This is a genomic window from Allobosea sp. GW823-FHT01F03, assembly GCF_058798075.1.
In genome coordinates this window covers 2,367,891-2,391,415 of sequence record NZ_CM179505.1, presented here as the reverse complement: position 1 = coordinate 2,391,415, position 23,525 = coordinate 2,367,891, and the positions used below count along the sequence as shown (strand labels likewise).

23 protein-coding genes are annotated in these 23,525 nt (G+C 67.9%); 13 read left to right on the top strand and 10 right to left on the bottom strand.

The window, feature by feature from the left end; translation table 11 throughout:
• Positions 1-8: 8 nt before the first annotated feature.
• Together AC3RCC_RS11340 and AC3RCC_RS11335 are read right to left on the bottom strand one after the other, a co-directional pair.
• A complete protein-coding gene (locus AC3RCC_RS11340; protein ID WP_291636000.1) occupies positions 9-431 on the bottom strand; it encodes a YciI family protein in 423 nt (140 codons plus the stop codon).
• Positions 432-644: 213 nt separating this feature from the next.
• Complete coding sequence (locus tag AC3RCC_RS11335) at positions 645-2,060, bottom strand: pyridoxal phosphate-dependent decarboxylase family protein (RefSeq protein ID WP_492258465.1); 1,416 nt, start codon at positions 2,058-2,060, stop codon at positions 645-647.
• A gap of 246 nt (positions 2,061-2,306) precedes the next feature.
• Here AC3RCC_RS11335 and ygfZ point away from each other — a divergent pair, with 246 nt between their 5' ends.
• The 3 genes from ygfZ to AC3RCC_RS11320 are packed head-to-tail and all read left to right on the top strand — an operon-like array spanning position 2,307 to position 4,422.
• Complete coding sequence (gene ygfZ, locus AC3RCC_RS11330; RefSeq protein WP_492258464.1) at positions 2,307-3,191, top strand: CAF17-like 4Fe-4S cluster assembly/insertion protein YgfZ; 885 nt, start codon at positions 2,307-2,309, stop codon at positions 3,189-3,191.
• Positions 3,188-3,823, top strand: coding sequence for a DNA-3-methyladenine glycosylase I (locus tag AC3RCC_RS11325; RefSeq protein ID WP_492258463.1), 636 nt, complete (start codon positions 3,188-3,190; stop codon positions 3,821-3,823). Before ygfZ ends, AC3RCC_RS11325 begins: the two co-directional genes overlap by 4 nt.
• A complete protein-coding gene (locus AC3RCC_RS11320; RefSeq protein WP_291635992.1) occupies positions 3,823-4,422 on the top strand; it encodes an HD family hydrolase in 600 nt (199 codons plus the stop codon). Before AC3RCC_RS11325 ends, AC3RCC_RS11320 begins: the two co-directional genes overlap by 1 nt.
• Positions 4,423-4,612: 190 nt before the next feature.
• Here AC3RCC_RS11320 and AC3RCC_RS11315 read toward each other — a convergent pair whose 3' ends face one another.
• Positions 4,613-4,900, bottom strand: a complete 288-nt coding sequence (locus AC3RCC_RS11315; protein WP_291635990.1) for an SH3 domain-containing protein — start codon at positions 4,898-4,900, stop codon at positions 4,613-4,615.
• 226 nt (positions 4,901-5,126) lie between these two features.
• On the opposite strand from AC3RCC_RS11315, the gene AC3RCC_RS11310 reads away from it, so the two are divergent.
• The 7 genes from AC3RCC_RS11310 (at position 5,127) to AC3RCC_RS11280 (ending at position 13,103) form a co-directional block, all read left to right on the top strand.
• Positions 5,127-5,813: an OmpW/AlkL family protein gene (locus tag AC3RCC_RS11310; protein WP_492258462.1), complete on the top strand. Its 687-nt coding sequence runs from the start codon at positions 5,127-5,129 to the stop codon at positions 5,811-5,813.
• Positions 5,814-5,973: 160 nt separating this feature from the next.
• Positions 5,974-7,584: a malate synthase A gene (aceB, locus tag AC3RCC_RS11305; protein WP_492258461.1), complete on the top strand. Its 1,611-nt coding sequence runs from the start codon at positions 5,974-5,976 to the stop codon at positions 7,582-7,584.
• Positions 7,585-7,686: 102 nt separating this feature from the next.
• A complete protein-coding gene (locus AC3RCC_RS11300) occupies positions 7,687-8,142 on the top strand; it encodes a nucleoside deaminase (RefSeq protein ID WP_492258460.1) in 456 nt (151 codons plus the stop codon).
• A gap of 210 nt (positions 8,143-8,352) precedes the next feature.
• On the top strand, positions 8,353-9,390 hold the full coding sequence (locus AC3RCC_RS11295; RefSeq protein WP_291635983.1) for a DUF3616 domain-containing protein: 1,038 nt from the start codon (positions 8,353-8,355) through the stop codon (positions 9,388-9,390).
• 9 nt (positions 9,391-9,399) lie between these two features.
• Entirely contained in the window at positions 9,400-9,972 is a 573-nt protein-coding gene (locus AC3RCC_RS11290; protein ID WP_492258459.1) for an NUDIX hydrolase, read from the top strand.
• Between the two features lie 157 nt (positions 9,973-10,129).
• Complete coding sequence (locus AC3RCC_RS11285) at positions 10,130-11,029, top strand: DUF6662 family protein (RefSeq protein ID WP_492258458.1); 900 nt, start codon at positions 10,130-10,132, stop codon at positions 11,027-11,029.
• Between the two features lie 124 nt (positions 11,030-11,153).
• Positions 11,154-13,103, top strand: a complete 1,950-nt coding sequence (locus AC3RCC_RS11280) for an FUSC family protein (RefSeq protein WP_492258457.1) — start codon at positions 11,154-11,156, stop codon at positions 13,101-13,103.
• A 23-nt stretch (positions 13,104-13,126) separates the two neighbouring features.
• On the opposite strand, the gene gpmI is transcribed toward AC3RCC_RS11280, so the two are convergent.
• The gene (gene gpmI / locus AC3RCC_RS11275; protein ID WP_492258456.1) at positions 13,127-14,641 is read right to left on the bottom strand and encodes a 2,3-bisphosphoglycerate-independent phosphoglycerate mutase; all 1,515 of its coding nucleotides are present in this window, start codon (positions 14,639-14,641) and stop codon (positions 13,127-13,129) included.
• Positions 14,642-14,744: 103 nt separating this feature from the next.
• Here gpmI and AC3RCC_RS11270 point away from each other — a divergent pair, with 103 nt between their 5' ends.
• Positions 14,745-15,485 (top strand): haloacid dehalogenase type II, encoded by a 741-nt coding sequence (locus tag AC3RCC_RS11270; protein ID WP_492258455.1) that lies wholly within the window; start codon positions 14,745-14,747, stop codon positions 15,483-15,485.
• Positions 15,486-15,503: 18 nt separating this feature from the next.
• On the opposite strand, the gene AC3RCC_RS11265 is transcribed toward AC3RCC_RS11270, so the two are convergent.
• The gene (locus AC3RCC_RS11265) at positions 15,504-16,271 is read right to left on the bottom strand and encodes an SDR family oxidoreductase (RefSeq protein WP_492258454.1); all 768 of its coding nucleotides are present in this window, start codon (positions 16,269-16,271) and stop codon (positions 15,504-15,506) included.
• A gap of 112 nt (positions 16,272-16,383) precedes the next feature.
• Between AC3RCC_RS11265 and AC3RCC_RS11260 the strand changes: the two genes are divergently transcribed.
• Entirely contained in the window at positions 16,384-17,421 is a 1,038-nt protein-coding gene (locus tag AC3RCC_RS11260) for an L-idonate 5-dehydrogenase (RefSeq protein ID WP_492258453.1), read from the top strand.
• Positions 17,422-17,601: 180 nt separating this feature from the next.
• Here AC3RCC_RS11260 and AC3RCC_RS11255 read toward each other — a convergent pair whose 3' ends face one another.
• The 5 genes from AC3RCC_RS11255 to ybaK all read right to left on the bottom strand — a co-directional run bounded on the left by AC3RCC_RS11255 (position 17,602) and on the right by ybaK (position 22,387).
• Entirely contained in the window at positions 17,602-18,846 is a 1,245-nt protein-coding gene (locus AC3RCC_RS11255; RefSeq protein WP_492258452.1) for a Zn-dependent hydrolase, read from the bottom strand.
• A gap of 27 nt (positions 18,847-18,873) precedes the next feature.
• The gene (locus AC3RCC_RS11250; RefSeq protein ID WP_492258451.1) at positions 18,874-20,160 is read right to left on the bottom strand and encodes a TRAP transporter large permease; all 1,287 of its coding nucleotides are present in this window, start codon (positions 20,158-20,160) and stop codon (positions 18,874-18,876) included.
• Positions 20,157-20,660, bottom strand: coding sequence for a TRAP transporter small permease (locus tag AC3RCC_RS11245; RefSeq protein WP_492258450.1), 504 nt, complete (start codon positions 20,658-20,660; stop codon positions 20,157-20,159). Before AC3RCC_RS11245 ends, AC3RCC_RS11250 begins: the two co-directional genes overlap by 4 nt.
• A gap of 93 nt (positions 20,661-20,753) precedes the next feature.
• On the bottom strand, positions 20,754-21,743 hold the full coding sequence (locus AC3RCC_RS11240; RefSeq protein WP_291635961.1) for a TRAP transporter substrate-binding protein: 990 nt from the start codon (positions 21,741-21,743) through the stop codon (positions 20,754-20,756).
• A 170-nt stretch (positions 21,744-21,913) separates the two neighbouring features.
• Entirely contained in the window at positions 21,914-22,387 is a 474-nt protein-coding gene (ybaK, locus tag AC3RCC_RS11235) for a Cys-tRNA(Pro) deacylase (protein WP_291635959.1), read from the bottom strand.
• Positions 22,388-22,604: 217 nt separating this feature from the next.
• Here ybaK and AC3RCC_RS11230 point away from each other — a divergent pair, with 217 nt between their 5' ends.
• Complete coding sequence (locus AC3RCC_RS11230) at positions 22,605-23,507, top strand: MBL fold metallo-hydrolase (protein WP_492258449.1); 903 nt, start codon at positions 22,605-22,607, stop codon at positions 23,505-23,507.
• The last annotated feature ends 18 nt before the right edge of the window (positions 23,508-23,525 follow it).

The following is a 23,525-nucleotide window of genomic DNA, read 5'->3' as shown; positions in this document are numbered from 1 at the left end:
GATTTCGTTCAGCTGGCGAGCTTCGCCGCCTCGGCGCGCACCCGCTCTTCCTGCGCGCGCAGTTCCGGCGTCAGCACCTCGCCGAAATCCTCCATCTCGAAGACCGGCCGCAGCTCGATCTCGGCGCCCCCGTCGAAGGGCGCCCGCTTCAGCCACTCGACCGCCTCGTCGAAGGAACGGACCTGCCAGATCCAGAAGCCGCAGAGCAGCTCCTTGGCCTCGGCGAAGGGGCCGTCGGTGATCATCCGCTGCGTGCCCGAGAAGCGCATGCGCAGGCCTTTCGCGCTCGGGTGGAGCCCCTCGCCCGCCAGCATCACGCCGGCCTTCACCAGCTCCTCGTTATAAGCGCCCATCCTGGTGAGCATCTCTGCGCTCGGCATCACGCCGGCTTCGCTGTCCTTGTCGGCCTTGACCAAAACCATCACGCGCATCCGTCTTCTCCTGCCTTCTAGAGTTCGCTTTGCCCTGATGTCCGGAGCAGGAGAATTCCTGCTCTCTGTCTTCACGTCGAACGAGGCACGGCGAGATCGACAGGCCGCCGAAATTTTTTTCAGAGCCCGGCGCATTTTTTTTGCAGCAGCGGAAACCGCCGTCGTCGGCACGTCGAATTGGAGGCGGCGAGCACGACAGGGCCGCCGCAAAACTCAGCCGCGGCAGGCACGCCAGGCGCAAAGGATCGCCGCGACCGCGGCGTCGGCATCCTCATCATCGGTCGGCCAGGAGATCACCGAGAGCCGCATGATCGATTGGCCGCGCCATTTCGCCCCGCCGGCAAAGCAGGTGCCGTCGGCCTGCAGGCGGGCGATCACGGCCTGCGTCAGCGCATCGCCTTCCGCGACCGGCAGATCGCTCCCAAAACGCACCGCGACCTGGTTCAGGCAGACTTCGTTGACGATCACTATACCCGGCTCGGCCTGGAGGCGCTCGGCCATCCGGCGCGCCAAGGCGCAGTGGCGGGCGACCATCGCCGCGATGCCCGAGCGGCCGAGATGGCGGATCATCGCCCAGCTGGCGAAGCCCCGCGCCCGCCGCGACAATTCCGGCACGAAATGGCTGGGGTCACGCTCACCATCGGCGACCTCGGGCAGATAGCTCGCCGCCGCCGTCATGGCGCGGCGATGCGCCTTTCCGTTGCGGATGATCGCATAGCCGCAATCATAGGGCGTCTGCAGCCATTTATGCCCGTCCGTCGCCCAGGAATCGGCCTCCTCCACACCATCGACCTGTTGGGCCGTCTGCGCGCTGGCCCGCGCCCAGAGCCCGAAGGCGCCGTCGACATGCACCCAGGCCCCGTGCCGGTGTGCGAACGGGATCAGCCGGCGGAAAGGATCGCTGGCGCCGGTATTGATCTGGCCGGCCTGCAGCACCGCGATCGCCGGCCCTTCGCCGGCCTTGAGCGCCACCGCGAAGGCCTCGGCCTCTATCCGCCCCTGTGCATCGGTCGCGACCCTGACGACGCGGTCATGGCCGAGCCCCAGCAATTGCAGCGCCGAGAACACCGTGGTGTGCGCGTCGTCGCCGATCACCACCTTGATCGGCGGCGCCCCGAACAGGCCGTCGGCCTCGACATCCCAGCCGACGCGCCGCAGCACCTCGCTGCGCGCCGCCGCGAGGCAGACGAAGTTGGCGACCGTCGCCCCGGTGACGAAGCCGACGGACGCATCCCGCGGCAGTCCGAGCAGGTCGAGCAGCCAGCCGGAAGCGACCGCTTCTGCCGCCGCGGCCGCCGGCGAGGCCTGATGATTGCCGGCATTCTGCCCCCAGGCGCTGGTCAGCAAATCGGCAGCGACGCCGACAGGGTGTGAGGCGCCGATGACCCAGCCGAAGAAGCGCCCGCCTGCCATGGCGTGGAGCCCGGGCTGCATCTGCGCGTCGAGCGCCGCGATCACCTCGCCCGCCGGCAGGCCCGTTTCCGGCGTCGGTGCCGCAAGGCGGCGCAGCATCCCGGCATAATCGGCCAGCGGCCGCTGAAGCCGGTTCGGCAAGGTCTCCCGGAACGAAGCGGCCCGTCGTGCCGCATCGGCGAACAGCTCCGCTTGATCGAAGGGCGGCTTCGGCATGGCGCGCGCTCCATGACGTCGGCGGGCCCATTCTGGCAGGAAACAGGCCATTGTCAGCTGAATATGCGAAGGTGCGTCGGGCTCGCCCGCCCCGGCCTCCAGGCACCCGTTTCCTGCGGAGCCTAGGGAAAACCGCCTCGCCATCGCGGTTGTCGGCACGCGGCCGGTTGAGCATGCCGCCGAAGCGACCTAACTATCCCTGCGAACGGCGCCCAGCCGCAGCCACCACGAAGCGTAAGGTTCGACATGCCGGCGATCAGACTGGTAGACCGCGGCGTCATCCGCGTCAGCAGCGACGATGCCCGCGACTTCCTGCAGAACATCGTCACCAACGAGATGGACGAGGTCGGCAACGAGCGCGCCGGCTATGGCGCGCTGCTGACACCGCAGGGCAAGATCATCGGCGATTTTCTCATCGTCGCCGTGCCGGAGGAGGAGGGCGGCGGCTTCCTGCTCGATTGCCCGCTCCTCCAGACCGCCGATCTGATGAAGCGCCTGAAACTCTACAAGCTGCGCGCCAAGGTGGCGCTCGACGACCTCACCGAAAGCACCGCCGTCATCGTCGCGGGCGATGGCGGCCGGCTGCCCGATGATCTCGGCCTGCGTTATGCCGATCCGCGCCTGCCGGAGCTCGGCGACCGCGCGATCACCGATCTCGACGGTGTCGAGGAGATCGCGGGCGGCGCGATGGAGGATTATCACGCCCGCCGCATCGCCCTCGGCATTCCCGATGGCGGGCGCGACTTCGTCTATGGCGACGCTTTTCCGCATGAGGCGCTGCTCGACCAGCTCGGCGGCGTCTCCTTCAAGAAGGGCTGCTATATCGGCCAGGAAGTGGTCTCGCGCATGCAGCATCGCGGCACGGCGCGCTCGCGGGTCGTGCCGGTGGTCTTCAGCGAGGGCCTGAATCCCGAGGACGGCGTCGAGGCCAGCGCCGGCGGCAAGCTGCTCGGCCGCGTCGGCTCCTGCGCGGGAGGCCGCGGCCTCGCTTTGCTCCGGCTCGACCGGGTGGCGGATGCGCTCGCCGCCGGCCACGGACTCGATGCCGGCGGCCTCGCCTTCACGCTGGAGAAACCGGCCTTCATCCGCTTCCCCTTCCCCGGCGAGCCCGAATTCGGAGCGGCGGCATGAACGACCTCACCGGCGGGCGCGAGGCGGTCCAGGGAGCAGACGGCAAATATCGCTGCATCTGGCCGGGGAGCGATCCGCTCTACCTCGCCTATCACGACAGCGAATGGGGCGTGCCGGAATACGATTCCCGCGCGCTCTGGGAAAAGCTCATGCTCGACGGCTTCCAGGCCGGCCTGTCCTGGATCACCATCCTGCGCAAGCGTGACGCCTTCCGCGCCGGTTTCGCCGGTTTCGAACCGGAGAAGGTCGCGCGTTTCGGCGAGGCTGATGTCCAGCGCCTGCTCGCCGACGCCGGCATCGTCCGCCATCGCGGCAAGATCGAGGGCACGATCCGCAATGCGCGGGCCTATCTCGAAATCAGCGAGAAGCAGCCCTTCACCGACTTCCTCTGGAAACATCTCGACGGCCGGGTGATCCAGAACACCTTCCGGACCCATGAGGGCGTACCGGCGGAGACCGCCGTGTCGAAGGCGATCTCCAAGGAACTCAAGGCTGCCGGCTTCACCTTCTGCGGCCCGACCATCGTCTACGCGGTGATGCAGGCCTGCGGCATGGTCAACGACCACCTCACCGGCTGCTTCCGCTGGCAGGAATGCGCGGCGCTCGCGCGCGACACCCGCCCGGCAGCCTGATGGCCAAAGCACCTGCCGCACCACGCGCCTGGCAGCGCATGCTGTCGGGCCGGCGGCTCGATCTGCTCGACCCCTCGCCACTCGATGTCGAGATCGAGGACATCGCCCATGGCCTTGCCCGCGTCGCTCGCTGGAACGGCCAGACGCGCGGCGCCCATTCCTTCTCGGTCGCGCAGCATTCCCTGCTGGTCGAGGCGATCGCCGGCCATCTCAACCCGGACTGGTCGCGAGAATGGCGGCTGATGGCGCTGCTGCATGATGCGCCGGAATACGTCATCGGCGACATGATCTCGCCGTTCAAGGCGGTGATGGGCGATGCCTATAAGGGCGTCGAGCTGCGCCTGCTCGGTGCTATCCATCTGCGTTTTTCTCTGCCGGCGTCGACCCCGGCGCTGGTCAAGCGCAAGACCAAGGAAGCCGACCACGTCGCCGCCTTCCTGGAGGCGACCGAACTCGCCGGCTTCGAGCGGGCCGAGGCGCTGCGCATCTTCGGCAGGCCTCAGGCGCTGCCGCGCGAGGTGCTGGACCTGCTGAAGCCCGAGCCGACGGAAGTGGCGCAGGGAGCGTTTTTGAAGCGGTTCGGCGAACTGGCAGGATAGGGCGCAGGATCCCCTCTCCTGTAAGGAGAGGGGTAGGGGTGAGGTGTTCGGAGGAATGTCGTTAGCTTCAACCCAATCGCGCGGTTAACGCTCGCGGAACTGGTCACAGGGCCTACACCTCACCCTGCCCTCTCCTTACAGGAGAGGGTTCCCCGCGTTTGTAACGTCAGCCTGTCGCCCTGCGACCACCTCAGTAACAAGAAACAAACTCCCGATAGACCCAGCCGACGACCTGGCTCGTGCCGCGCGGACGAATCAGCACCCAGGGCCGGCCGCGCTCGTCGAAGCTCGAATTCACCACCCTGACGCCGACGCCGTTGGTGACGCGGCCGATGATGTCGCCATTGGGCGTCTCGCGGATGTTCAGCGGCGTGCCGGTCGGGTCGGTCACGGCGCAACGGTTCTGCGCCATGGCCGGTCCGGCGACGAAACCGGCAGCGAGGGCGGCGGCGAAGAGTCCGAGGCGGAGGGCGGTCATAAGGGCATCCTTCTGGTCGTCGACCGGCGTCCATGGCCGCCGGCCTTCCGCCTATGTCGGCCTCAGAGCGGTTCTCGCATCGCCGCCGTCACAAAAATGCCACGTCGATCGCGGTTCGCCCGCCCGCATCCGGATCTTTGACAGAGGTCAAGGATCAGCCGCCCCGGCTCATGATCGAAGCGATCTGCACCGCCTCATGCGGCCCCTCCGTGCAGGAATCTCTCCGATGACGTCTCGTATCGCCCTCGCCTCGCTCGCAGCCGCGCTCCTGGGCGCGACGTCGCTCGGCGCCACCGCCGCCGACCTGCCTTCGCGCAAGACCGCCCCCACGATGACCGCCATCGACCCCTGGAACCCCTGGATGATCCGCGGACGCGCCCTCGTCGTGATGCCACAGGAATCGGCCAGCCTGCGGATGGGCGGCGCGCCAATCGTCGGCGGCGACGTCTCGATCTCGACCTCGGTCGTGCCCGAGCTCGACATCACCTATTTCTTCACCCGCAACCTCGCGGTCGAACTCATCCTCGGCGTCACCCCGCACAATGTGAAGGGCGCCGGCGCGCTCGCGGGCGCGCGCATCGGCTCGGCCTGGCTGCTGCCGCCGACGCTGACGCTGCAATATCATTTCGATCCGATCGGCGCCTTCAAGCCCTATGTCGGCGCGGGCATCAACTACACCGTCTTCTTCGACGAGAAGGCCAAGGGCGGCTTCACCAGCTTCAACCTGAAGGATTCGTTCGGCTTCGCCCTGCAGGCCGGCGTCGACATCATGCTCGACAAGCATTGGGGCATCAATTTCGACGTGAAGAAGCTCTTCCTCGAGCCCAAGGTCAAGGTGAATGGCGGCGCCATCAGCGGCAAGGTGAAGATCGATCCCTGGATCTTCGGCACCGGCATCACCTACAAGTTCTGAACGGACCCAGCACGTCCGGACCGGCCGTCGCCCTTCCAAGGGCGGCGGCTTATTATTTCCAAAGCGGCAAAAGTCCTCGGCAATCTGACGCCTACCGGATAAAATAATCCAGGGACATAGTGGCCTCCAGCACGCATTGGTCCGCCGAGAGGAGCCCGCCATGTCCGCCACCGAGCCCAGTCTGTCCCTGCCGAAGGGCGTCGTCGTCAAGGGTGCGCTCGCCGCGCGCTATGACGAGATCCTGAGCCATGAGGCGCTCGCCTTCGTCGCCGATCTGCAGCGCCGCTTCAACGAAACCAGGAAGCGCCTGCTGGCGCTGCGGGCCGAGCGCCAGAAGCGCTTCGACGCCGGCGAGACGCCCGACTTCCTGGCGGAGACCCGGCATATTCGCGAAGGCGACTGGAAGGTGGCGCCGATCCCGGCCGATCTGCTGGATCGCCGTGTCGAGATCACCGGCCCCGTCGACCGCAAGATGATCGTCAACGCGCTGAATTCCGGCGCCAAGGTCTTCATGGCCGATTTCGAGGACGCCTCCTCGCCGGTCTGGGCCAACATGGTCGAAGGCCAGATCAATCTCAGGGATCGCTGGGCCGGCAAGATCGACTTCACCGACGCCACCACCGGCAAGGCCTACAAGCTCAAGGACAAGCCCGCCGTCCTGATCATTCGGCCGCGCGGCTGGCATCTTCCCGAGCGCCATATCGAGATCGACGGCGAGATCGCCTCGGGGTCCCTGGTCGATTTCGGCCTCTATGTCTTCCACAACGCCAAGGCGGCGCTGGCCCAGGGCTCGGGCCCCTATTTCTACCTGCCCAAGCTCGAAAGCCATCTCGAGGCCAGGCTCTGGAACGACGTCTTCGTCGCCGCCCAGAACGCGCTCGGCCTCAAGGCCGGCACGATCAAGGCGACCGTGCTGATCGAGACCCTGCCGGCCGCCTTCGAGATGGACGAGATCCTCTACGAGCTACGCGATCACATGGCCGGCCTGAACTGCGGCCGCTGGGACTACATCTTCTCCTTCATCAAGAAGCTCGCCCGCAACAAGGCCTTCATCCTGCCCGACCGTTCGCAGGTGGTAATGACCAAGGCCTTCCTGCGCGCCTATTCGCTCTTGCTGATCAAGACCTGCCATCGCCGCGGCGCCTTTGCCATGGGCGGCATGGCGGCGCAGATCCCGGTCAAGAACAACCCCGAAGCCAATGCCGCCGCCTTCGCCAAGGTCAAGGCCGACAAGGAGCGCGAGGCCGGCGACGGCCATGACGGCACCTGGGTTGCCCATCCCGACCTCGTCCCGGTCGCGATGGAGGTGTTCGACCGGCTGATGCCGCAGCCGAACCAGCTCGACAAGAAGCGCGAGGATGTGAATGTCGGCCGCGCGGATCTCCTCGAAGTGCACGAGGGCAGCCGCACCGAGGCCGGCTTCCGCGAGAACATCCGCGTCGGCGTGCAGTATCTCGAGGCCTGGCTGCGTGGGCGCGGCGCCGTGCCGATCTACAACATGATGGAGGATGCTGCGACGGCCGAGATCAGCCGCGCCCAGATCTGGCAGTTCGTCCAGTACGGCGTCGAGGTCGACGGCGGCACCAAGGTCAGCGCAGACCTGTTCAAGCGCTGCCTCGCCGAGGAGATGGAGCGCGTCCGCGGCGAGCTCGGCGCCGAGGCCTATGACAAGGGCCGCTTCCCGGAGGCGATCGAACTCTTCGCCAAGCTCTCGCTCGCGCCGGAATTCGAGGATTTCCTCACCGTCCCCGCCTATGGCAAGCTCGGCTGAAGCCCGCGACAGGCACCGCCATCTTGGCGCCTGCCGGTAAGTTGACAAAGGCTCCGGGCCGGGCTCGTCCCCGGCCCGGGCCATGATGATCGGAGGCAGCCCATGTCCGACGAGAGCTTCATGCGCGAGGCGGTGGCGCTTGCCCGCGACAATATCGGGCAGGGCGGACGCCCCTTCGGCGCCGTGCTGGTGCGCGACGGCAAGATTCTCGCCCGCGCCGTCAATCGCACCCACGAGACGAACGACCCGACCGCCCATGCCGAGCTCGAAGCGATCCGCCAGGCGAGCGCGGAGCTCGGCACGCCGCGCCTCGACGGCGCGACCATCTATGCCAGCGGCCATCCCTGCCCGATGTGCCTCGCCGCCATGCATCTGACCGGCGTCAAGGCGGCCTTCTTCGCCTATTCGAACGAGGATGGTGAGGAATTCGGCCTGTCCACCGCCAAGGTCTATGCCGAGATGACCAGGGAGCCGCAGGCCCAGTCCATCCCGCTGCGGCCCTTGCGCCCCGCCGACGAGGCGGGGCTCTATGAAGACTGGAGCCGCAAGCGCGGCTAGCGCAGCCGGCCCGCAAGCCGGCCACGGCAACGCTAATGACGCATCACGGAGAACCCGGCCTTTTCGACAGCATGACCCGGATTCGGCGGCTCGCCGCAGCGCTGCATTCATTCTAAGCTGACCCGCAGCCTTGCAATCGGCGAGGCTGCGGGTCAGCTAATTTCGGGCGTCCGCCAGTCCGGCCCGCTCGATTCGCCGCCTGGATTCGCCATGCCGTCTCGCCTGCTCGCCATTCTGCTCGCCACCGCCCTGCTCAGCCCTGCCATGGCGGACGCCAACACGCTCACGCCCGAGCAGCGCCTGCGCAGCAATGGCGATTTCGCCGGCAAGAAGCCCGGCAAGACGGCGGTCGATCTCAGCGGCCTCGCCTGCATGCCCTCGGCGACCGGCACGCTGCGCTGCCTCGTGATCAATGACGAAGGCTCCTTCGCGCAATTCGCCCAGATCGCCGAAAACCGCGTCACCCCCGGCGCGACCGTGCCCCTGATCGGCGACGAAGCCTCCAGCGCCACGCTCGGCACGCCGCCCGGCGGTATCTGCAAGGAAGCCGGCGAATTCGCGGAACTCGACGGCGAGGCCGTCACCTTCTCCGCCGGAGCCTTCTACGTCGCCGGCTCGCATGGCTGCTCGCGTCACAAGGGCGAGTTCCGGCTTTCGGCCTTCCATCTCGCCCGGCTCCGGGTCGACGAAGCCGGCTCTCCGTCCGGAAAAATCGAGCTCACCTATCGCCTGAGCGACATGCTGCGTCAGGCCGGAGATGCCGCACCCTATTTCGGCAGGGCCCTCAATGACGAGAACGGGATGAATCTCGAAGGCGTCGCCGTCACCGGCCCGATCCTCTGGGCCGGCCTGCGCGCTCCCTCGATCGCGGGCAAGGCCTTCCTGGTCGGCGCGCCTGTCGATGCCCTGTTCGCCCCCGGCCACGCTCCGGCGACGGTCGCGCCGACCGTGATCGCCATTCCCGCCGACCGCGACCGCGGCATCCGTGACCTCGCCGCCCTGCCTGACGGCCGACTTCTGGTCCTGGTCGGGCCGGCTGCCGAGCAGTCGCTCGCCTATTCGCTCCTGCTGGTCGACCCGATCAAACCCGAGGCCACCAAGCTGCTCGGCGACCTGCCGGCCCGCCCCGGCCTGAAGGCGGAGGCGGTGACGATCCTCGGCCAGCGTGGCAACCGACTGGATGTCATCGTCGGCTATGACGGCGCCAAGAATGGCGGCTTCGAGCGCTACCGCCTGCCGCTGCCCTGAGGTTTCCCGATGTCCGTCCTCGATTTTCTCGGCCGGCTCGAGCCGCTGGTGACGCGCTATCGCTCCGAGATCGCCGGGCCCCGCGAGCATCTGGCCTTGTTGCGCTGGCAGATCGGCGAGCGTCATGCCCTCGCCGAGCGCGACACCTTTCCCGGGCACGTCACCACCAGCGCCTTCGTGCTCTCGCCGGACCACGCCCGCATCCTGCTGATCGACCATGTCGTGATCGGCCGCTGGCTCCAGCCCGGCGGGCATTACGAGCCGGCGCCGCGCTTCCACGAATCGGCGGCCCGCGAGGCGGTGGAGGAAACCGGCGTCGCCGGACTTTCCCTGCACCCCTGGCATCGCAGCGGCGACCTGCCCTTCGCCATCGACAGCCATGAGGTTCCCGGCAAGCCCTCGCGCGGCGAACCCGCCCATATCCATCACGACCTGCAATACCTCTTCCTGGCCGACCCCGCTTTGCCGCTGGTCGCGCAGGAGGAGGAGGTTCATGCCGCCGCCTGGAAACCGGTCGCGGAGCTGGCGGAGATCGCTCCGGTCGCTTTCGCGCGGCTGCAGGGGCTGGCCGAGTCCGCCTGAGTTCGGGGCCGCCACGAGGCCGCCCCTGCGCGAGCCGATGTTGCGCAGCGGCAACTATCCGGCGCAATGCAGCAATCGCGCCGGCCGGCCTCTCGCGGCAGCGAATGCGCGGGCGCATGCTGGCCCGGTTCGCCGCCCTTTCGAAAGCGCCCGCCGCATGCCGCTCCGGCTCGCTCTCCTCGCCCTCGCCGCTTCGGCCGCCCTGGCGCCCGCACCAGCCGCCGACCTGCCCGCTCGGAAGCCGGCACCGGCCGCCCCGCCTGCGCTCTCGGCCTGCACCGAAAGCGACAGCATCCCGATCGACGCCTTCGGCTTCACCACCGGCTCGGAGGTCGCCGACCCCGGCTCCTTCGGCGCCAGCCTGAGCTATGGCGGCGGCTTCGGCGCTCGCGACGGCCGGCAGTCCGTGCACGGACTGCAATTGCAGGGCTCCTATGGCCTCTGGCCTTGCGTCGAGATCGGCCCTTACCTGCTCGGCGGCTACACCGACGCGACCATCGCCGGCACGAAGGCCGATGCGCGCGGGCTCGGCGCGGGCCTGGAGATGAAATACCGCCTGCTCGGCCGCGACCTGCACGGCCTCGGCCTCACCATCGTCGTCGATCCCAGCTTCAATCGCACCGACCCGACCGGTGCCGGCCCCTTCCCCACCTACAACACCGGCCTGCGCCTCTATGCCGACACGGCGCTCATCCGGGGCAAGCTCTATGCCGCCCTCAACCTTTCGCAGGATCTGACCTGGACCGGCCCGAGCCCCTATCAGCGCTCATCGACCCTGACGCTCGCCGGCTCGCTCGCCTGGCAGGTCGCCGACGGGCTCTATCTCAGCGGCGAGGTCCGCCATCAGCGCCGTCAGAACGAACTCGGCCTCGGCGACAATCTCGGCTACGCCACCTTCGCCGGCCCCGGCATCTACTGGCAGGCGACGAAGGCGCTCGCCATCTCGGCGGCCTATAATGTCCAACTCGCCGGCAAGGCCAAGGGCCAGCCCGGCGATCTCGACATCAGCAATTTCAGCCAGCACCTGGTGAAGCTGAAAGCCGCCTACAATTTCTGACCCCACGCTCGGCAATGTGAATCCGACTTTCCCCGCCATGCGATGACAAACGGGCTGCGATGGTAGAAGCCTCGCTGCGGACCGTGCCGCACGCCGCGGCACGCGCGATCTGATAAAAACTCACATGAACCCGCTTCCCGCCCTCGCCAGGCTCGGTTTCGACACCGGGCGCCTCGGCTTCACGCTGCGCACCTGCTTCGCCGCCTGCCTCGCGCTGCTGGCCGCCTGGGCGCTCGGGCTCGAGCACCCGCAATGGTCGGCGATGACCGTCTTCGCCTCGGCCCAGCCGGCCCGCAACATGCTCCTGGAAAAGGCCTTCTTCCGCGGCGTCGGCACGCTCGCCGGCACCGCGGTCGGCGTCGTCCTGATGCTGCTCTCCGGCGGCCTGCCGCTGCCAGTCATGCTCGGGCTGGCGCTCTGGGTCGGGCTCTGCGCCTTTGCCGGCAATCTGCTGCGCGGCTTCGTCTCCTATGGCGCCCTCATCGCCGGTTTCTCGGCGGCAATGGTGGTGCTGCTCGATATCGGCCACCCCGATCATGTTCTCCTTCTGGCTGCGGACCGGTTGCTGACCGTACTGACCGGGATCGTGACGGCCCTGGTCGTCGGGCTTCTCTTCGCACCGAAGGAGGGCGAGGACGCCGTCGCCGGCGAAGCGCGGCAACTGGCCATCCGCGTGCTGCGGCAGCTCACGAGCCTGCTTTCGGGGACGCGGCCCGGCGCCGAGGAGCAGCGGCAGACCTTGCGACAGCTCGCCTTGCTCGACGAGGCGCTCGAACCTCACGGCGCCGGCTCGCTCCGCTCGCGCCGCTCGGCCCGCAGCATACGCAGCCTGATCTCGGCGCTTGTCTCGGCCCTGGTCTGGCTCAGGACCGCGCCGGAAACGCTGCGTGTCGAGCCGGTCGGAAAACTGCTCGAACAGGCGGCCGGCGCCCTGGAAGGCGCGGCCCCGGTTACCGAGATTCTGCCCCTGCTCGAACAGGCGGCCGATCTCGCGAGCGAGCACCCGCCCCTGCGGGATGCGATCCTGCGCCTGGAGGCCGCCGCGAAGGAGCGGATCGGCGTCAGCGACGGCGAAATCCGGCCGGCGCGCATCGAGCATCCGATCATCCTGCATCGCGACTGGGTCGGCGCCCGGCAGGCGGCCCTGCGCGCCGGCGGCATCATGCTGGGGCTGGGCACGCTCTGGGTGGTCACCGGCTGGCAGGCAGGCGCGTTACTGCTGCTCGGAACTTCGGTGATGGTGACGCTGTTCTCGACCTGGGAGAATCCGGCGCTGATCATGCGCAAGGTGCTGGTCGGCCAGGCCTGCGGCGCCCTCGCAGCGCTCGCCTGCCGCTGGCTTATCTGGCCGCATGCGACGAGCGAGCTCGAGCTCGTCCTGATGCTGATGCCCTTCATCATGCTCGGCGCCCTGCCGATGGCCCATCGCCGCACGATGCTCGGCTCGATCGACTATTGCATGGCCCTGCTGCTGCTGTCGCAGCCCGCCTTGCCGCTCAAGGGGGATCTCACCGGCACCGTCTTCACCGCGCTCGCCGTCGTGTCGGCGCCGTTCCTGACCCTGATCGCCTTCCGCACCATCTTCCCGACCGATGCACGCCAGCGCCTGCAGGTGCTCGCCGGCATGATGCTGAGGGAGTTGCAGGATCTCTGCAGCGCGCCCGAGGCGGCGCTGCGCGCCGCGACCTGGCGGGCCCGGCTCAATCACCGGCTGCTGCGGCTGGTGCGCCTGTCGCAACAGGCGGGCGAGCGGGCGGGCACGCAGGAGGATGGCGGCATCGCGGTGTTCGCGGTCGGCATGGCGGTGCTGCGCCTGCGCGCCATGCTGGCGGAAACCGACCTCGCCCCGGCCACCGCACACGCGATCAGGCTGGCGCTGGCGCGCATCGCCAATGCGGCAGAGCAGCCCGGCAGAGCGGTGCAGGCCCTGGACGAACTCGCGAGCCGCCTCGACGAGGCAGGGCGCGGCGAGCCGGAATCGCTGCGCGCCGCGAGCCGCGCCCTCGCTGCCCAGGCTTCATTCTTCCAGGATCAGGGCGGCCGCCCGGATGCGGCGGCCGGCGCTCCCGGCTGATTCCGGAAAGCCGCGCTGAGCCTTCAGCGCAGCAGCGACGAGCCCGTCATCTCGGCCGGCTGCTTCAGTCCGAGCAAGGCGAGCAGCGTCGGCGCGACATCGGCGAGACGCCCCTCGGCCAGCGCCTTGGCACCGCTGCCGATCACCATCGCCGGCACCGGGAAGGTGGTGTGGGCGGTATGCGGGTTTCCGGTCACCGGATCGACCATCAGCTCGCAATTGCCGTGATCGGCCGTCACGAAGAGCGCGCCGCCCTTGGCGAGGATCGCGTCCGCGATCTTGCCGAGGCCGGCATCGACGGTCTCGACCGCCTTGACCGCGGCCGAGAGCACGCCGGTATGGCCGACCATGTCGGGATTGGCGAAGTTCAGCACGAACAGGTCATAGGTCCCGCTCTCGATGGCGGCGACCACCTTCTCCGTCAGCTCCGGCGCCGACATCTCCGGCTGGAGGTCATAGGTCGCGACCTTGGGCGACGGCGTCATGCTGCGCGCCTCGCCTTCATAGGGTTCCTCGCGCCCGCCATTGAAGAAATAGGTGACGTGCGGGTACTTCTCGGTCTCGGCGAAGCGGATCTGCTTCAGCCCCGCCCTGGCGACGGTCTCGCCGAGCCCATTCGCCAGGCTCTGCGGGGAAAACAGCGCCGGCATCAGCGGATCGAGCTCGGAACTGTAGGAGGTCATGCCGACCGCAGCGACGAGCTTCGGCGCCTTCGGCCGCGGGAATCCGCTGAACTCGGCGAAGAGCAGCGGCGCGAGAATTTCGCGGATGCGGTCGGCCCGGAAATTGAAGCTGAGCAGTCCGTCGCCATCCTTCATGCCGCCGAATCCCGCGATCACCGCCGGCTTGATGAACTCGTCGCTGACATTGGCGGCATAGGCCGCCTCGATCGCCGCGGCCGCGCCGGGCATCTGTTCGCCCTCGCCGAGCGCCATCGCCTTCCAGGCGAGTTCGACCCGCTCCCAGCGGTTGTCGCGGTCCATGGCGTAATAGCGCCCGGACAGGGTCGCGACCTTGACCTGCTCCGGCAGGGTCGCCTGAAGCGCCGCGACATAGTCGCCGGCCGAGCGCGGCGGCGTATCGCGGCCATCGGTGAAGACATGGATCACGGCCGGAATGCCGGCCTCGACCAGCAGCTTCGCCAGCGCCACGGCATGGTCCTGATGGGCATGCACGCCGCCGGGCGAGACCAGGCCGATGAGATGGCAGGTGCCGCCGCTCGCCTTCAGCTTCGCGACGAGGCCGCTCGCCGCCAGCGCCTGCTTCAGCGTGCCGTCGGTGATCGCCTGGTTGATGCGCGGCAGATCCTGCATCACGACGCGCCCGGCGCCGAGATTGAGATGGCCGACCTCGGAATTACCCATCTGGCCCTCGGGCAGGCCGACATCGAGCCCGCTGGTGCGCAGGAAGGCATGCGGCGAGGACGTCCAGAACCGATCGAAATTCGGCGTCTTCGCCAGACGAACCGCGTTGTTGTTCGCGTCGTCGCGCCAGCCCCAGCCATCGAGGATCATCAGCATGACGGGACGGCTGGACATCTTGGCAACCTGTGCATCTGCGAAAAGGTGCTTGTGCGGATATCACGCTCCGCGCGGCCAAGGCGAGCGCTAAGGTGGCGCAAGCGGAGGGAGGAGCGCGCGTATGACGATCAAGGCAGTGGTGTTCGATGCCTATGGCACGCTCTTCGACGTGCAGTCCGTCGCAGGGCTGACCGAGGCGGCCTTTCCCGGCCATGGTGGCACGATCACCCAGATCTGGCGGCTGAAGCAGCTCGAATACACCTGGCTGCGCTCGCTGATGGACCGGTACGAGGATTTCTGGAGCGTCACCCGGGCCTCGCTCGACTTCACGCTGAAGACGCTCGGGCTCGAAGCGACGCCCGAGCTCATCGTCCGCATCGCCGCCGCCTATGACGCGCTCGCCCTCTACCCGGAAGCGCTGGACGCGCTGAAAGGCCTCGCGCCGACACGGCTCGCCATCTTCTCCAATGGCAGCCCGTCCATGCTGACCAACCTTACCAGGCAGGCGAGGATCGACGGCCTGCTTGAGACGGTGATCAGCGTCGACGAGATCAGAGCCTACAAGCCCGATCCGCGCGGCTACCGCCTCGTCGAGGACAGGCTCGACCTCTCCCGCGAGGAGATTCTGTTCGTCTCCTCCAACGGCTTCGACATCGCAGGCGCCAAGGCCTATGGCCTCACCGTCGCCCGCATCGAGCGGATCGCGCCCGCCGCGCTGCGCGCCGAACTCACGAGCGGCGCGATCGGCCCGGCCGCGATGTTCAAGGCGCTGCGCATGCAGCCCGAACAGCTCGGCGAGCCCGCCGATCTCACCATTTCGGCGCTGACGGAGCTCGTGCCCTATGTGGCTGCGCGGCGCTGACGGCGCTGCTGTGCCGGCTCACACCACGCTGGTCAGGCCGCCATCGACCATCAGCAGATGGCCGCTGACATAATCCGAGGCTTCCGAGGACAGGAAGATCGCCGCGCCGATCAGTTCGCTGGTCTCGCCCCAGCGTCCGGCCGGGGTCCGGCTCTTGACCCAGTTGGAGAAGGTCTCGTCGGCGATCAGGGCCTTGTTGAGCTCGGTGACGATATAGCCGGGGCCGATCGCGTTGACCTGGATGTTGTGCTTGCCGAGCTCGGCGGCGAGACCCTGCGTCATCAGCGCGACTGCGCCCTTGGTCGCGGTATAGGGCACGATGGTCGGCCGGCCGAGCTTGCTCATCACCGAGCCGATGCTGACGATCTTGCCGCGATTGCGCGGCGCCATGCGCTTGGCCACCGCCTGGGTGACGTAGAACACCGAATGCAGATTGGTCGCGACGAGGAAATGCCAGTCCTCCGCCGGGAAGTCGACGAAGGCGCCGCGCTTCTGTGTGCCGGCATTGTTGATCAGGATGTCGATCGGCCCGATTTCGGCCTCGATCGCCGCGACGCCGGCCTCGACCGCCTTCTGGTCGGTGACGTCGAAAGGAGCGATGGAAACCTTGTGCCCGGCGGCGGCGATCGCACCCCGCGCCGCTTCGAGCTTGGCCTTGTCGCGACCGTTGAGGACGACATGCGCTCCAGCCGCCGCCAAGCCCTCGGCCATGGCGAGGCCGATGCCCTGGCCGGAGCCCGTGACCAGGGCGATACGCCCATCGAGCTTGAACAGATTGAGCGACATCCTATCCTCCCGGTCTCGTGGCTTGGCACCTCGTCCCGGCTTGGGTAAGCGTTTTAAAACGATTAGACAATCGCCGGGACCGCATAGCCGCTGGTCCCCAGGGAGAGCTTCGATGCGCGCCGTCGTCATTCATGCCGAGAAGGATCTCCGCGTCGAGGAGACCAGGACTCCCGAACTCGGCCCGCTCGATGTGCGCGTGCGGATCAAGGCCGGCGGCATCTGCGGCTCGGACCTGCATTACTACCTGCATGGCGGCTTCGGCACGATCCGCGTGCGCGAGCCGATGATCCTCGGCCACGAGATCGCCGGCATCGTCGAGGCGGTCGGCGCCGAGGTCTCGCGCGTCGCTCCGGGCGATCTCGTCGCGGTCAATCCGAGCCGCTCCTGCGGGCGCTGCCGCTACTGCCAGGCCGGACAGCAGCAGCACTGCCTCGATATGCTGTTCTATGGCAGCGCCATGCGCTTTCCCCATGTCCAGGGCGGCTTCCGCGAAGAGCTGGTCATCGAGGAGCGCCAGGCGGTGAAGCTCCCCGCCCATGTCGGCGCAGCGCAAGCGGCCTTCGCCGAGCCGCTCGCGGTCTGCCTGCATGCCGCCAAGCGCGCCGGCCCGCTGCTCGGCAAGCGCGTGCTGGTCACCGGCTCGGGGCCGATCGGCGTGCTGACCGTCGTCGCCGCCCGCGCCGCCGGCGCCGGCGAGATCGTCGTCACCGACGTGGTCGACGGACCGCTGCCGATCGCCCTCAAGATGGGCGCGACCACCGCGATCAACGTCATGGCCGAGCCGGACCGGCTCAAGGCCGATTACGGCGCCGACAAGGGCAGCTTCGACGTGATGTTCGAGGCCTCCGGCAACCAGCACGCCCTGACCGGCGCCTTCGACGTCGTCCGCCCCGGTGGCGTCATCGTGCAGATCGGCGTCGGCGGCAATTTCACCCTGCCGATGAACGTCGTCGTCGCCAAGGAGTTCGAGCTGCGCGGCTCCTTCCGCTTCCATGAGGAATTCGATTGGGCGGTGGCGCTGATCGGTTCGGGCCGGATCGACCTCTCGCCGCTGCTCACCGCCTCGATCCCGATCGCGCGTGCCGTCGAGGCCTTCGATCTCGCCGCCGACAAGTCGAAGGCGATGAAGGTACAGCTCGCCTTCGACTGAGGAGGCTTGCCCCGAGAGGCACGGCATTCCGGTTCGAGGCCTCGGGGCCGGAATGACCATGCGGCGGGAGCTACAGCACGCTCAGATCGCCGCCTGTCCTTCCGGACGCACGGCGATCCATCTCTGTCTCATGGTTCCGTATTCATCCGAAAAGCGGACTCTGCCTTTCGGATCGAGGCTCTAGCGGTCGGCGCGCGCGACCACCGCCTGGAGCAGCACGTTGAGGCCGGGCTCGAGATCGTCCCGGTCGCAATCTTCGGCGTTGTTATGGGTGATGCCGCCCTTGCAGGGCGCGAAGATCATCATGGTCGGCGCATGGCGGGCGACGAAATAGGCGTCGTGCCCGGCCTGGCTGAGGATGTCCTGCGTCCGGTAACCCATGGCGAGCGAGGCGCTGCGCACCTGGTCGATCAGCTCCGGCGCGAAGATCGCCCCGCCCCAGTTCCAGACATCGAGGATTTCGGCAGCGCACCCTGCCCGCGCAGCCGCCTCGCCGACCGCACGGCGCATCCGCTCGGCCATCACCAGCGCGGTTTCCGGGTCGGGATGGCGGACGTCACAGACGGTCTGGGCCCAGTCTGAGAGAATGCCGGGCTTGTTCGGCCAGGCGATCAGCCGCGCCGCCGTCGCCTTGCCGCCGCTGCCGGCATATTCCCAGCCGAGCTCGTCGACGGCGACCAGCAGGCGCGCGCCGGCGATCAGCGCGTTTTTGCGCCGCTCCATCGGCCAGGGACCGGTATGGGCGGTCTCGCCGCGGAACTCGACCAGCATGCCGGTGCTCGGGAAGCCGCCGGTGACGACACCGACCTGCATGCCGTCGCGATCGAGATAATAGCCCTGCTCGATATGGAACTCGAAATAGGCGTCGAAGGCGTGCGGCTTCTCCTCCATCTCGCCGAGATAGCCGATCCGCGCCAGCTCCTCGCCAATCGACTTGCCGTCATCGTCGCGACGCTCGCGCGCCCAGTCGAGGCCATAGGCGCCGACGAAGCAGCCGGAGCCGACCATCGGCGGCGAGAAGCGGCTGCCTTCCTCATTGGTCCAGTTGACCACTTCGAGCGGCCGGCGGGTTCGGTGGCCGAGCGCGTCGAGCGCCCGGCAGACCTCGAGCCCACCGAGCACGCCGGCGATGCCGTCGAAGCGCCCGCCATTGACCTGGGTGTCGAGATGGCTGCCCATCACCACCGGCGGCAGGCTGTCGTCGAGGCCGGAGCGGCGGGCGAAGATATTGCCCATGCCGTCGATGCGGACCGTCAGCCCGGCCTCGCGGCACCAGCCGACGAATTCGTCGCGCATCTGCTTGTCGGCATCGCCGAGCGCGAGACGCGAGAGGCCGCCCGGCCGCCCGGGACCGATCTCGGCCGAACGCGCGAGGGTCGCCCAATAGCGCTCGATATCGACGCGCGCAGATGCTGGCAGTGCCATCACACTCTCCTGACTATCTCGAAATTCTCAGTGGCCGAACAGCCGCGCCGGGCCGAGCACGATGCCGGGGAACAGCACCATCAGCAGCAGCACCGCCACCATCGAGCCGATGAACGGCAGCAGATAGCGGAACGAGGCCGACATCGGGATGCCGCCGACCCGGCAGGCCGCCATCAGGTCGATGCCGAGCGGCGGCGTGTTGGCGCCGATGGCGAGGTTCACCGTCAGCAGCACGCCGAAGAACACCGGGTCGATCTGATAGGCGCGCAGGATCGGGATGAAGACGGGCGCCAGGATCAGGATGATCGCGATCGTCTCCATGAATGTGCCGAGGATCAGCAGCACGCCCATCATCAAGAGGAGTGCGACGGTGGCGCTGTTCGTCGCCGAGGAGATTGCGTTGACGATCAGCTGCGGCACCTGCTCGGCCGCCAGAATCCAGCCGAAGATGCTGGCGCAGGCGATGACGAACAGGATCGAGGCCGAGCTCTCGGCCGTCTGCTTCACCAGGTTCCAGATCAGGGGGAAGGTGAGCTTGCGATAGATCAGCCCGCCGACGACCAGCGCATAGAGCACGCCGATGCCGGCGGCTTCCGTCGCCGTGAAGATGCCGCCGCGAATGCCGCCGATGATGATCACCGGACCGAGCAGAGCGAGCGCGGAATCCTTCAGCGCCAGCCAGAGCTCGCCCCAGTTGAAGGCCTCGCCACCGCGCCAATCGTTCCGGCGGGCGATGATATAGGCGACGATCATCAGGCCGAGGCCGGTCAGAATGCCGGGGATGATGGCCGCGACGAAGAGCGCGCCGATCGAGGTGTTGGTCGCGGTGCCATAGACGATCAGCACGATGCTGGGCGGAATCACCGTGCCGAGCGAGCCGGCGCAGCCGAGCAGCGAGCAGGAGAAGCCGGTATCGTAGCCGCGCTCCTTCATCGCCGGCAGCATCATCGTGCCGATCGCCACGACATCGGCGACGCCGGAGCCGGACAGCGCACCGAACAGCATGCAGCCCATCACCATCACGATGGCGAGTCCGCCGCGGGCGCGCCCGACCAGGGCGCTGCAGAGCCTGATGATGCGCGGCGTCAGATCGCCGTGCAGCAGCAAAAGGCCGGCGAGCAGGAAGAGCGGGATCGCGAGCAGGGTAAAGGAATCGATGCCGGCGATGACGCGCTGCGCCACGACGATCAGCGGCGCAAGATCGGATACGAGCAGATAGACGACTGAGGCGAGGCCGAGCGCGACCGCGATCGGTGCGTCCAGCGCCACCAGCACGGTGAAGCTGGCGAGCAGCAGGGCAAGTCCGAGCGTCACGGGGCGCGCTCCTTGAACAGGGGCAGAAGGATGACGATGGCCGAGAGGCCGGCTCCGATCGGCAGCGCGACGTAGACCACGGCGTTGGGGATCTGCAGCGCGGTCGTCAGGCTGTCGAGGCCGGCTTCGGTGAGCTGCCAGCCGGTATAGGCGAGGATGACGAAGAACAGCGCCGTCAACAGCCGGGCAACCAGCTCCAGCCCGCGCCGCCGGTGTTCATTGCGCACCAGCAGCGGCAAGAGGCCGGCATTGAGATGGCTGGCACGCACCGTCGCCGGCACGAGGCCGATGAAGACGCTCCAGATCAGCAGGCTGCGCGGCAGCTCCTCGGACCAATAGGGCGTGGTGCCGAAAACATAGCGCCCGAGGGCGACATAGACCACGACGGCGCTGAAGAGCGCGACGCCGAGGGAGGACACGCCCAACGTCAGCCGGTCGACGATGTCGACCATACGGGCGAGCGCGCCTTTTGACGCGGCAGGCGATGAGTCGGGGGTCATGAGAGCCTCTCCTCGGCAGGAATGGGATCGCCGGAAGGCGAGACGCCGCCAGGCCTTCGCCTGGCGGCGTCCTGCCGGTCCGCGATTGCGGACTTACTTGCGGTACTTGTCGAGCAGCGCCATCAGGGCCGGGCCATAAACGGCCTCCTGCGACTTCCAGACCGGCTGGACCGCGGCGATGAACGGCGTCGGATCGACCTTGTTGACGGTCATACCTTTGGCGGTCAGCTTCTCGACCAGCTGCTGGTCGGAGGCGGTGACCATCTTGCGCTGCTCGTCGCGCCATTTGGCGGCGGCGGCCAGCACGGCCTCCTTGTCGGCCGGGCCGACCTGATCCCAGATGCGCTTGCTGACGACGAGGCAGGCGGCACCCCAGACATGGCCGGTCAGGGCGGCGTATTTCTGGACGTCGGCAAAGGACGAGGAATCGATGATCGAGAGCGGGTTCTCCTGCGCGTCGAACACGCCCTGCTGCAGCGCCGAATAGAGCTCGCCGAAGGCCAGCGGCGCCGGCTCCGCGCCGAGGGCGCGGAAGGTGTCGAGCCGGACCTTGTCGGGCGTCACGCGGATCTTCACGCCCTTCAGGTCTTCCGGCTTGTTGACCGGCGCCTTCTTGGTGGTGATGTGGCGATAGCCGTTCTCCCACCAGGACAGCACGACGATGTTCTTGGCCGCGAGCAGCTTGGCGAGCTCGGTGCCCATCTCGCCGTCGAAGGCGGCGAAGGCCTTCTCACGGGTCGGCCAGGCATAGGGAAGCTCGACGATGCCCATGCGCGGCTCGATCGGCTGGAAGGAGCCGCTGCCGATGACGCCGCCCTGCATGGTGCCGATCTGCAGGCCTTCGACGACGTCCTTCTCGGTGCCGAGCTGGCCCGACGGGAAGACCTGGATGGTGACGCGACCCTCGGTCGCCTTGGCGACGTCCTCGGCGAAGCCCTTGGCTGCGACATTCCAGCTGTGGCTCTCGGCGAGCACATGGCCGAGCCGGATCTGGACCTTGTTCTGCGCCATGGCCGGCACGGCGGCGAAACAGCCGAGGACCGCGGCGACCTTCGCCAACGCGGTCATTCCGACGAATTTCATGGTTCTTACCCCTCTATGCGGTTTTCTAGATATGCCCGTGATTGTTTGAGGCACGGGCATGGCTGGCAAATAGATATTGGCTATGCTTGGCATCCGGGCCGTGCTCAAGCCCGGCGCTCAGCTATCCGCTCTCCCCGTGCGGGGCTGGGACAGCGCAGTTTTCGGCTGCTTCAGGCGATCACCGGCGCCGTGATGGCGTTCAGCGCCGAGACCAGATCGGCCGGCCGCATCCTAAGCTGCAAGCCGCGCTGGCCGCCATTGAGATAGACCAGCTCATGCGCCAGCGCCTGCTCCTCGAGCGCGGTCGCAATCCGGCGCATCTGGCCGAAAGGGCTGATTCCGCCGACCTTGTAGCCGGTCAGCCGCTCGGCCTCGGGCGGCTTCATCATCTGGGCCGACTTGCCGCCGAAGGCCGCGGCGAGCTTCTTCATCGAGACTTCCCGATCGGAGGGCACGATCACACAGACCGGCTTGCCGTCGACCAGCGCCATCAGCGTCTTGAGCACGCGCTGCGGCGGCTCGCCCAGCGCCTCCGCCGCCTGCAGGCCGACCTTGTCGGCCCCGGGATCGTAATCATAGCTGTGGACGGTGAAGGCGACGCCCGCCTGCTCCAGCGCTTTCGTCGCCCGTGTCGCCTTCGACATTCCAGCCTCCAGGGCGCAACCGCCGCGGCCACAGCCTTCCGATGCGGCGCGGACCATCTTCCGTGGCCGGAGCGACGTCAATGCGGCCGGCTGCGGGCCGGAAGCCAACCGGACGCCGCCCGCCCGGCGACAAGGGCCGCAACCTGACTTGCCCGCCTCCGGAAAGGCGATATATTCAAAGATAAAGATACATCTAACAAGATCATGGGGAGGTCATATGCTGAACCGTCGCGACATCCTGCTCGGCGGCACGGCCGCTGCGCTGGCCGGCTCCGTTTCGGGCGCTGTTTCCCAGGTGGTCGCCACGGCCAGACAGGGCGAGCGGGCGATCTCGATCCTCAGCGACGGCAGCTTCGAGATGCCGCAATCGATGCTGGCGCGCGATGTCCCGCTCGACGCGATCGCCCAGGCGACCAAGGCGAGCGGCCCGACCGTCAGCGTGCTGAACGTCACCTGCTTCAGGCAGGGCGATCAGGTCGTCGTGTTCGATTGCGGCTCTGGCGCCAACTTCCTGCCCGGAACCGGCAAGCTCGCCGCCAGCCTGGAAGCCGCCGGCATCGCGCCCGACAGCGTCACCCATGTGCTCTTCACCCATCTCCACCCCGACCATTTCTGGGGGGCGCTCGACGATTTCGACACGCCTCTCTTTCCGAACGCCCGCTGGCATGCCGACAAGCGCGAGGTCGCCTTCTGGACCGACCCCAAGGTCTACGAGAAGCTGCCCGAGGACCGGCACGCTTTCGCCGCCGGAGCGCAGCGCATCGTCAAGGCGCTCGGAGAATCGCTGGAGCTGCACGATGCCGGCTCGGAATGGGTGCCGGGCGTCGCCGCCTTCGACACGGCCGGCCATACACCCGGCCACGTCTCCTTTGAGCTCAAGGATGCGAGCGGCCCGGTCTTCGTTCTCGGCGATGCGCTGACGCACAGGATCGCCTCCTTCGCCCATCCGGAATGGCGCCCGGCCTCCGACCACGACGCCGACCTCGCGGTCGCAACAAGGCGCCGGCTGCTCGACCGCGCCGCGAACGAGAAGGCGCGGGTGATCGGCTATCATCTCGATGGCGCCATCGGCCGCGTCGAGCGCGACGGCAACGCCTATCGCTTCGTCTCTGGCGGCTAAGCAGAACGGAACCATGCG

Excerpts from the sequence above, each read along its gene's own strand:
- ygfZ (WP_492258464.1), top strand. The coding sequence starts at position 2,307 with ATGCCGGCGATCAGACTGGTAGACCGCGGCGTCATCCGCGTCAGCAGC.
- AC3RCC_RS11310 (WP_492258462.1), top strand. The coding sequence starts at position 5,127 with ATGACGTCTCGTATCGCCCTCGCCTCGCTCGCAGCCGCGCTCCTGGGC.
- AC3RCC_RS11270 (WP_492258455.1), top strand. The coding sequence starts at position 14,745 with ATGACGATCAAGGCAGTGGTGTTCGATGCCTATGGCACGCTCTTCGAC.
- AC3RCC_RS11320 (WP_291635992.1), top strand. The coding sequence starts at position 3,823 with ATGGCCAAAGCACCTGCCGCACCACGCGCCTGGCAGCGCATGCTGTCG.
- AC3RCC_RS11300 (WP_492258460.1), top strand. The coding sequence starts at position 7,687 with ATGTCCGACGAGAGCTTCATGCGCGAGGCGGTGGCGCTTGCCCGCGAC.
- ybaK (WP_291635959.1), bottom strand. The coding sequence starts at position 22,387 with ATGTCGAAGGCGACACGGGCGACGAAAGCGCTGGAGCAGGCGGGCGTC.
- aceB (WP_492258461.1), top strand. The coding sequence starts at position 5,974 with ATGTCCGCCACCGAGCCCAGTCTGTCCCTGCCGAAGGGCGTCGTCGTC.
- AC3RCC_RS11325 (WP_492258463.1), top strand. The coding sequence starts at position 3,188 with ATGAACGACCTCACCGGCGGGCGCGAGGCGGTCCAGGGAGCAGACGGC.
- AC3RCC_RS11295 (WP_291635983.1), top strand. The coding sequence starts at position 8,353 with ATGCCGTCTCGCCTGCTCGCCATTCTGCTCGCCACCGCCCTGCTCAGC.
- AC3RCC_RS11335 (WP_492258465.1), bottom strand. The coding sequence starts at position 2,060 with ATGCCGAAGCCGCCCTTCGATCAAGCGGAGCTGTTCGCCGATGCGGCA.
- AC3RCC_RS11240 (WP_291635961.1), bottom strand. The coding sequence starts at position 21,743 with ATGAAATTCGTCGGAATGACCGCGTTGGCGAAGGTCGCCGCGGTCCTC.
- AC3RCC_RS11340 (WP_291636000.1), bottom strand. The coding sequence starts at position 431 with ATGCGCGTGATGGTTTTGGTCAAGGCCGACAAGGACAGCGAAGCCGGC.
- gpmI (WP_492258456.1), bottom strand. The coding sequence starts at position 14,641 with ATGTCCAGCCGTCCCGTCATGCTGATGATCCTCGATGGCTGGGGCTGG.
- AC3RCC_RS11255 (WP_492258452.1), bottom strand. The coding sequence starts at position 18,846 with ATGGCACTGCCAGCATCTGCGCGCGTCGATATCGAGCGCTATTGGGCG.
- AC3RCC_RS11315 (WP_291635990.1), bottom strand. The coding sequence starts at position 4,900 with ATGACCGCCCTCCGCCTCGGACTCTTCGCCGCCGCCCTCGCTGCCGGT.
- AC3RCC_RS11230 (WP_492258449.1), top strand. The coding sequence starts at position 22,605 with ATGCTGAACCGTCGCGACATCCTGCTCGGCGGCACGGCCGCTGCGCTG.
- AC3RCC_RS11285 (WP_492258458.1), top strand. The coding sequence starts at position 10,130 with ATGCCGCTCCGGCTCGCTCTCCTCGCCCTCGCCGCTTCGGCCGCCCTG.
- AC3RCC_RS11265 (WP_492258454.1), bottom strand. The coding sequence starts at position 16,271 with ATGTCGCTCAATCTGTTCAAGCTCGATGGGCGTATCGCCCTGGTCACG.
- AC3RCC_RS11260 (WP_492258453.1), top strand. The coding sequence starts at position 16,384 with ATGCGCGCCGTCGTCATTCATGCCGAGAAGGATCTCCGCGTCGAGGAG.
- AC3RCC_RS11280 (WP_492258457.1), top strand. The coding sequence starts at position 11,154 with ATGAACCCGCTTCCCGCCCTCGCCAGGCTCGGTTTCGACACCGGGCGC.
- AC3RCC_RS11245 (WP_492258450.1), bottom strand. The coding sequence starts at position 20,660 with ATGACCCCCGACTCATCGCCTGCCGCGTCAAAAGGCGCGCTCGCCCGT.
- AC3RCC_RS11290 (WP_492258459.1), top strand. The coding sequence starts at position 9,400 with ATGTCCGTCCTCGATTTTCTCGGCCGGCTCGAGCCGCTGGTGACGCGC.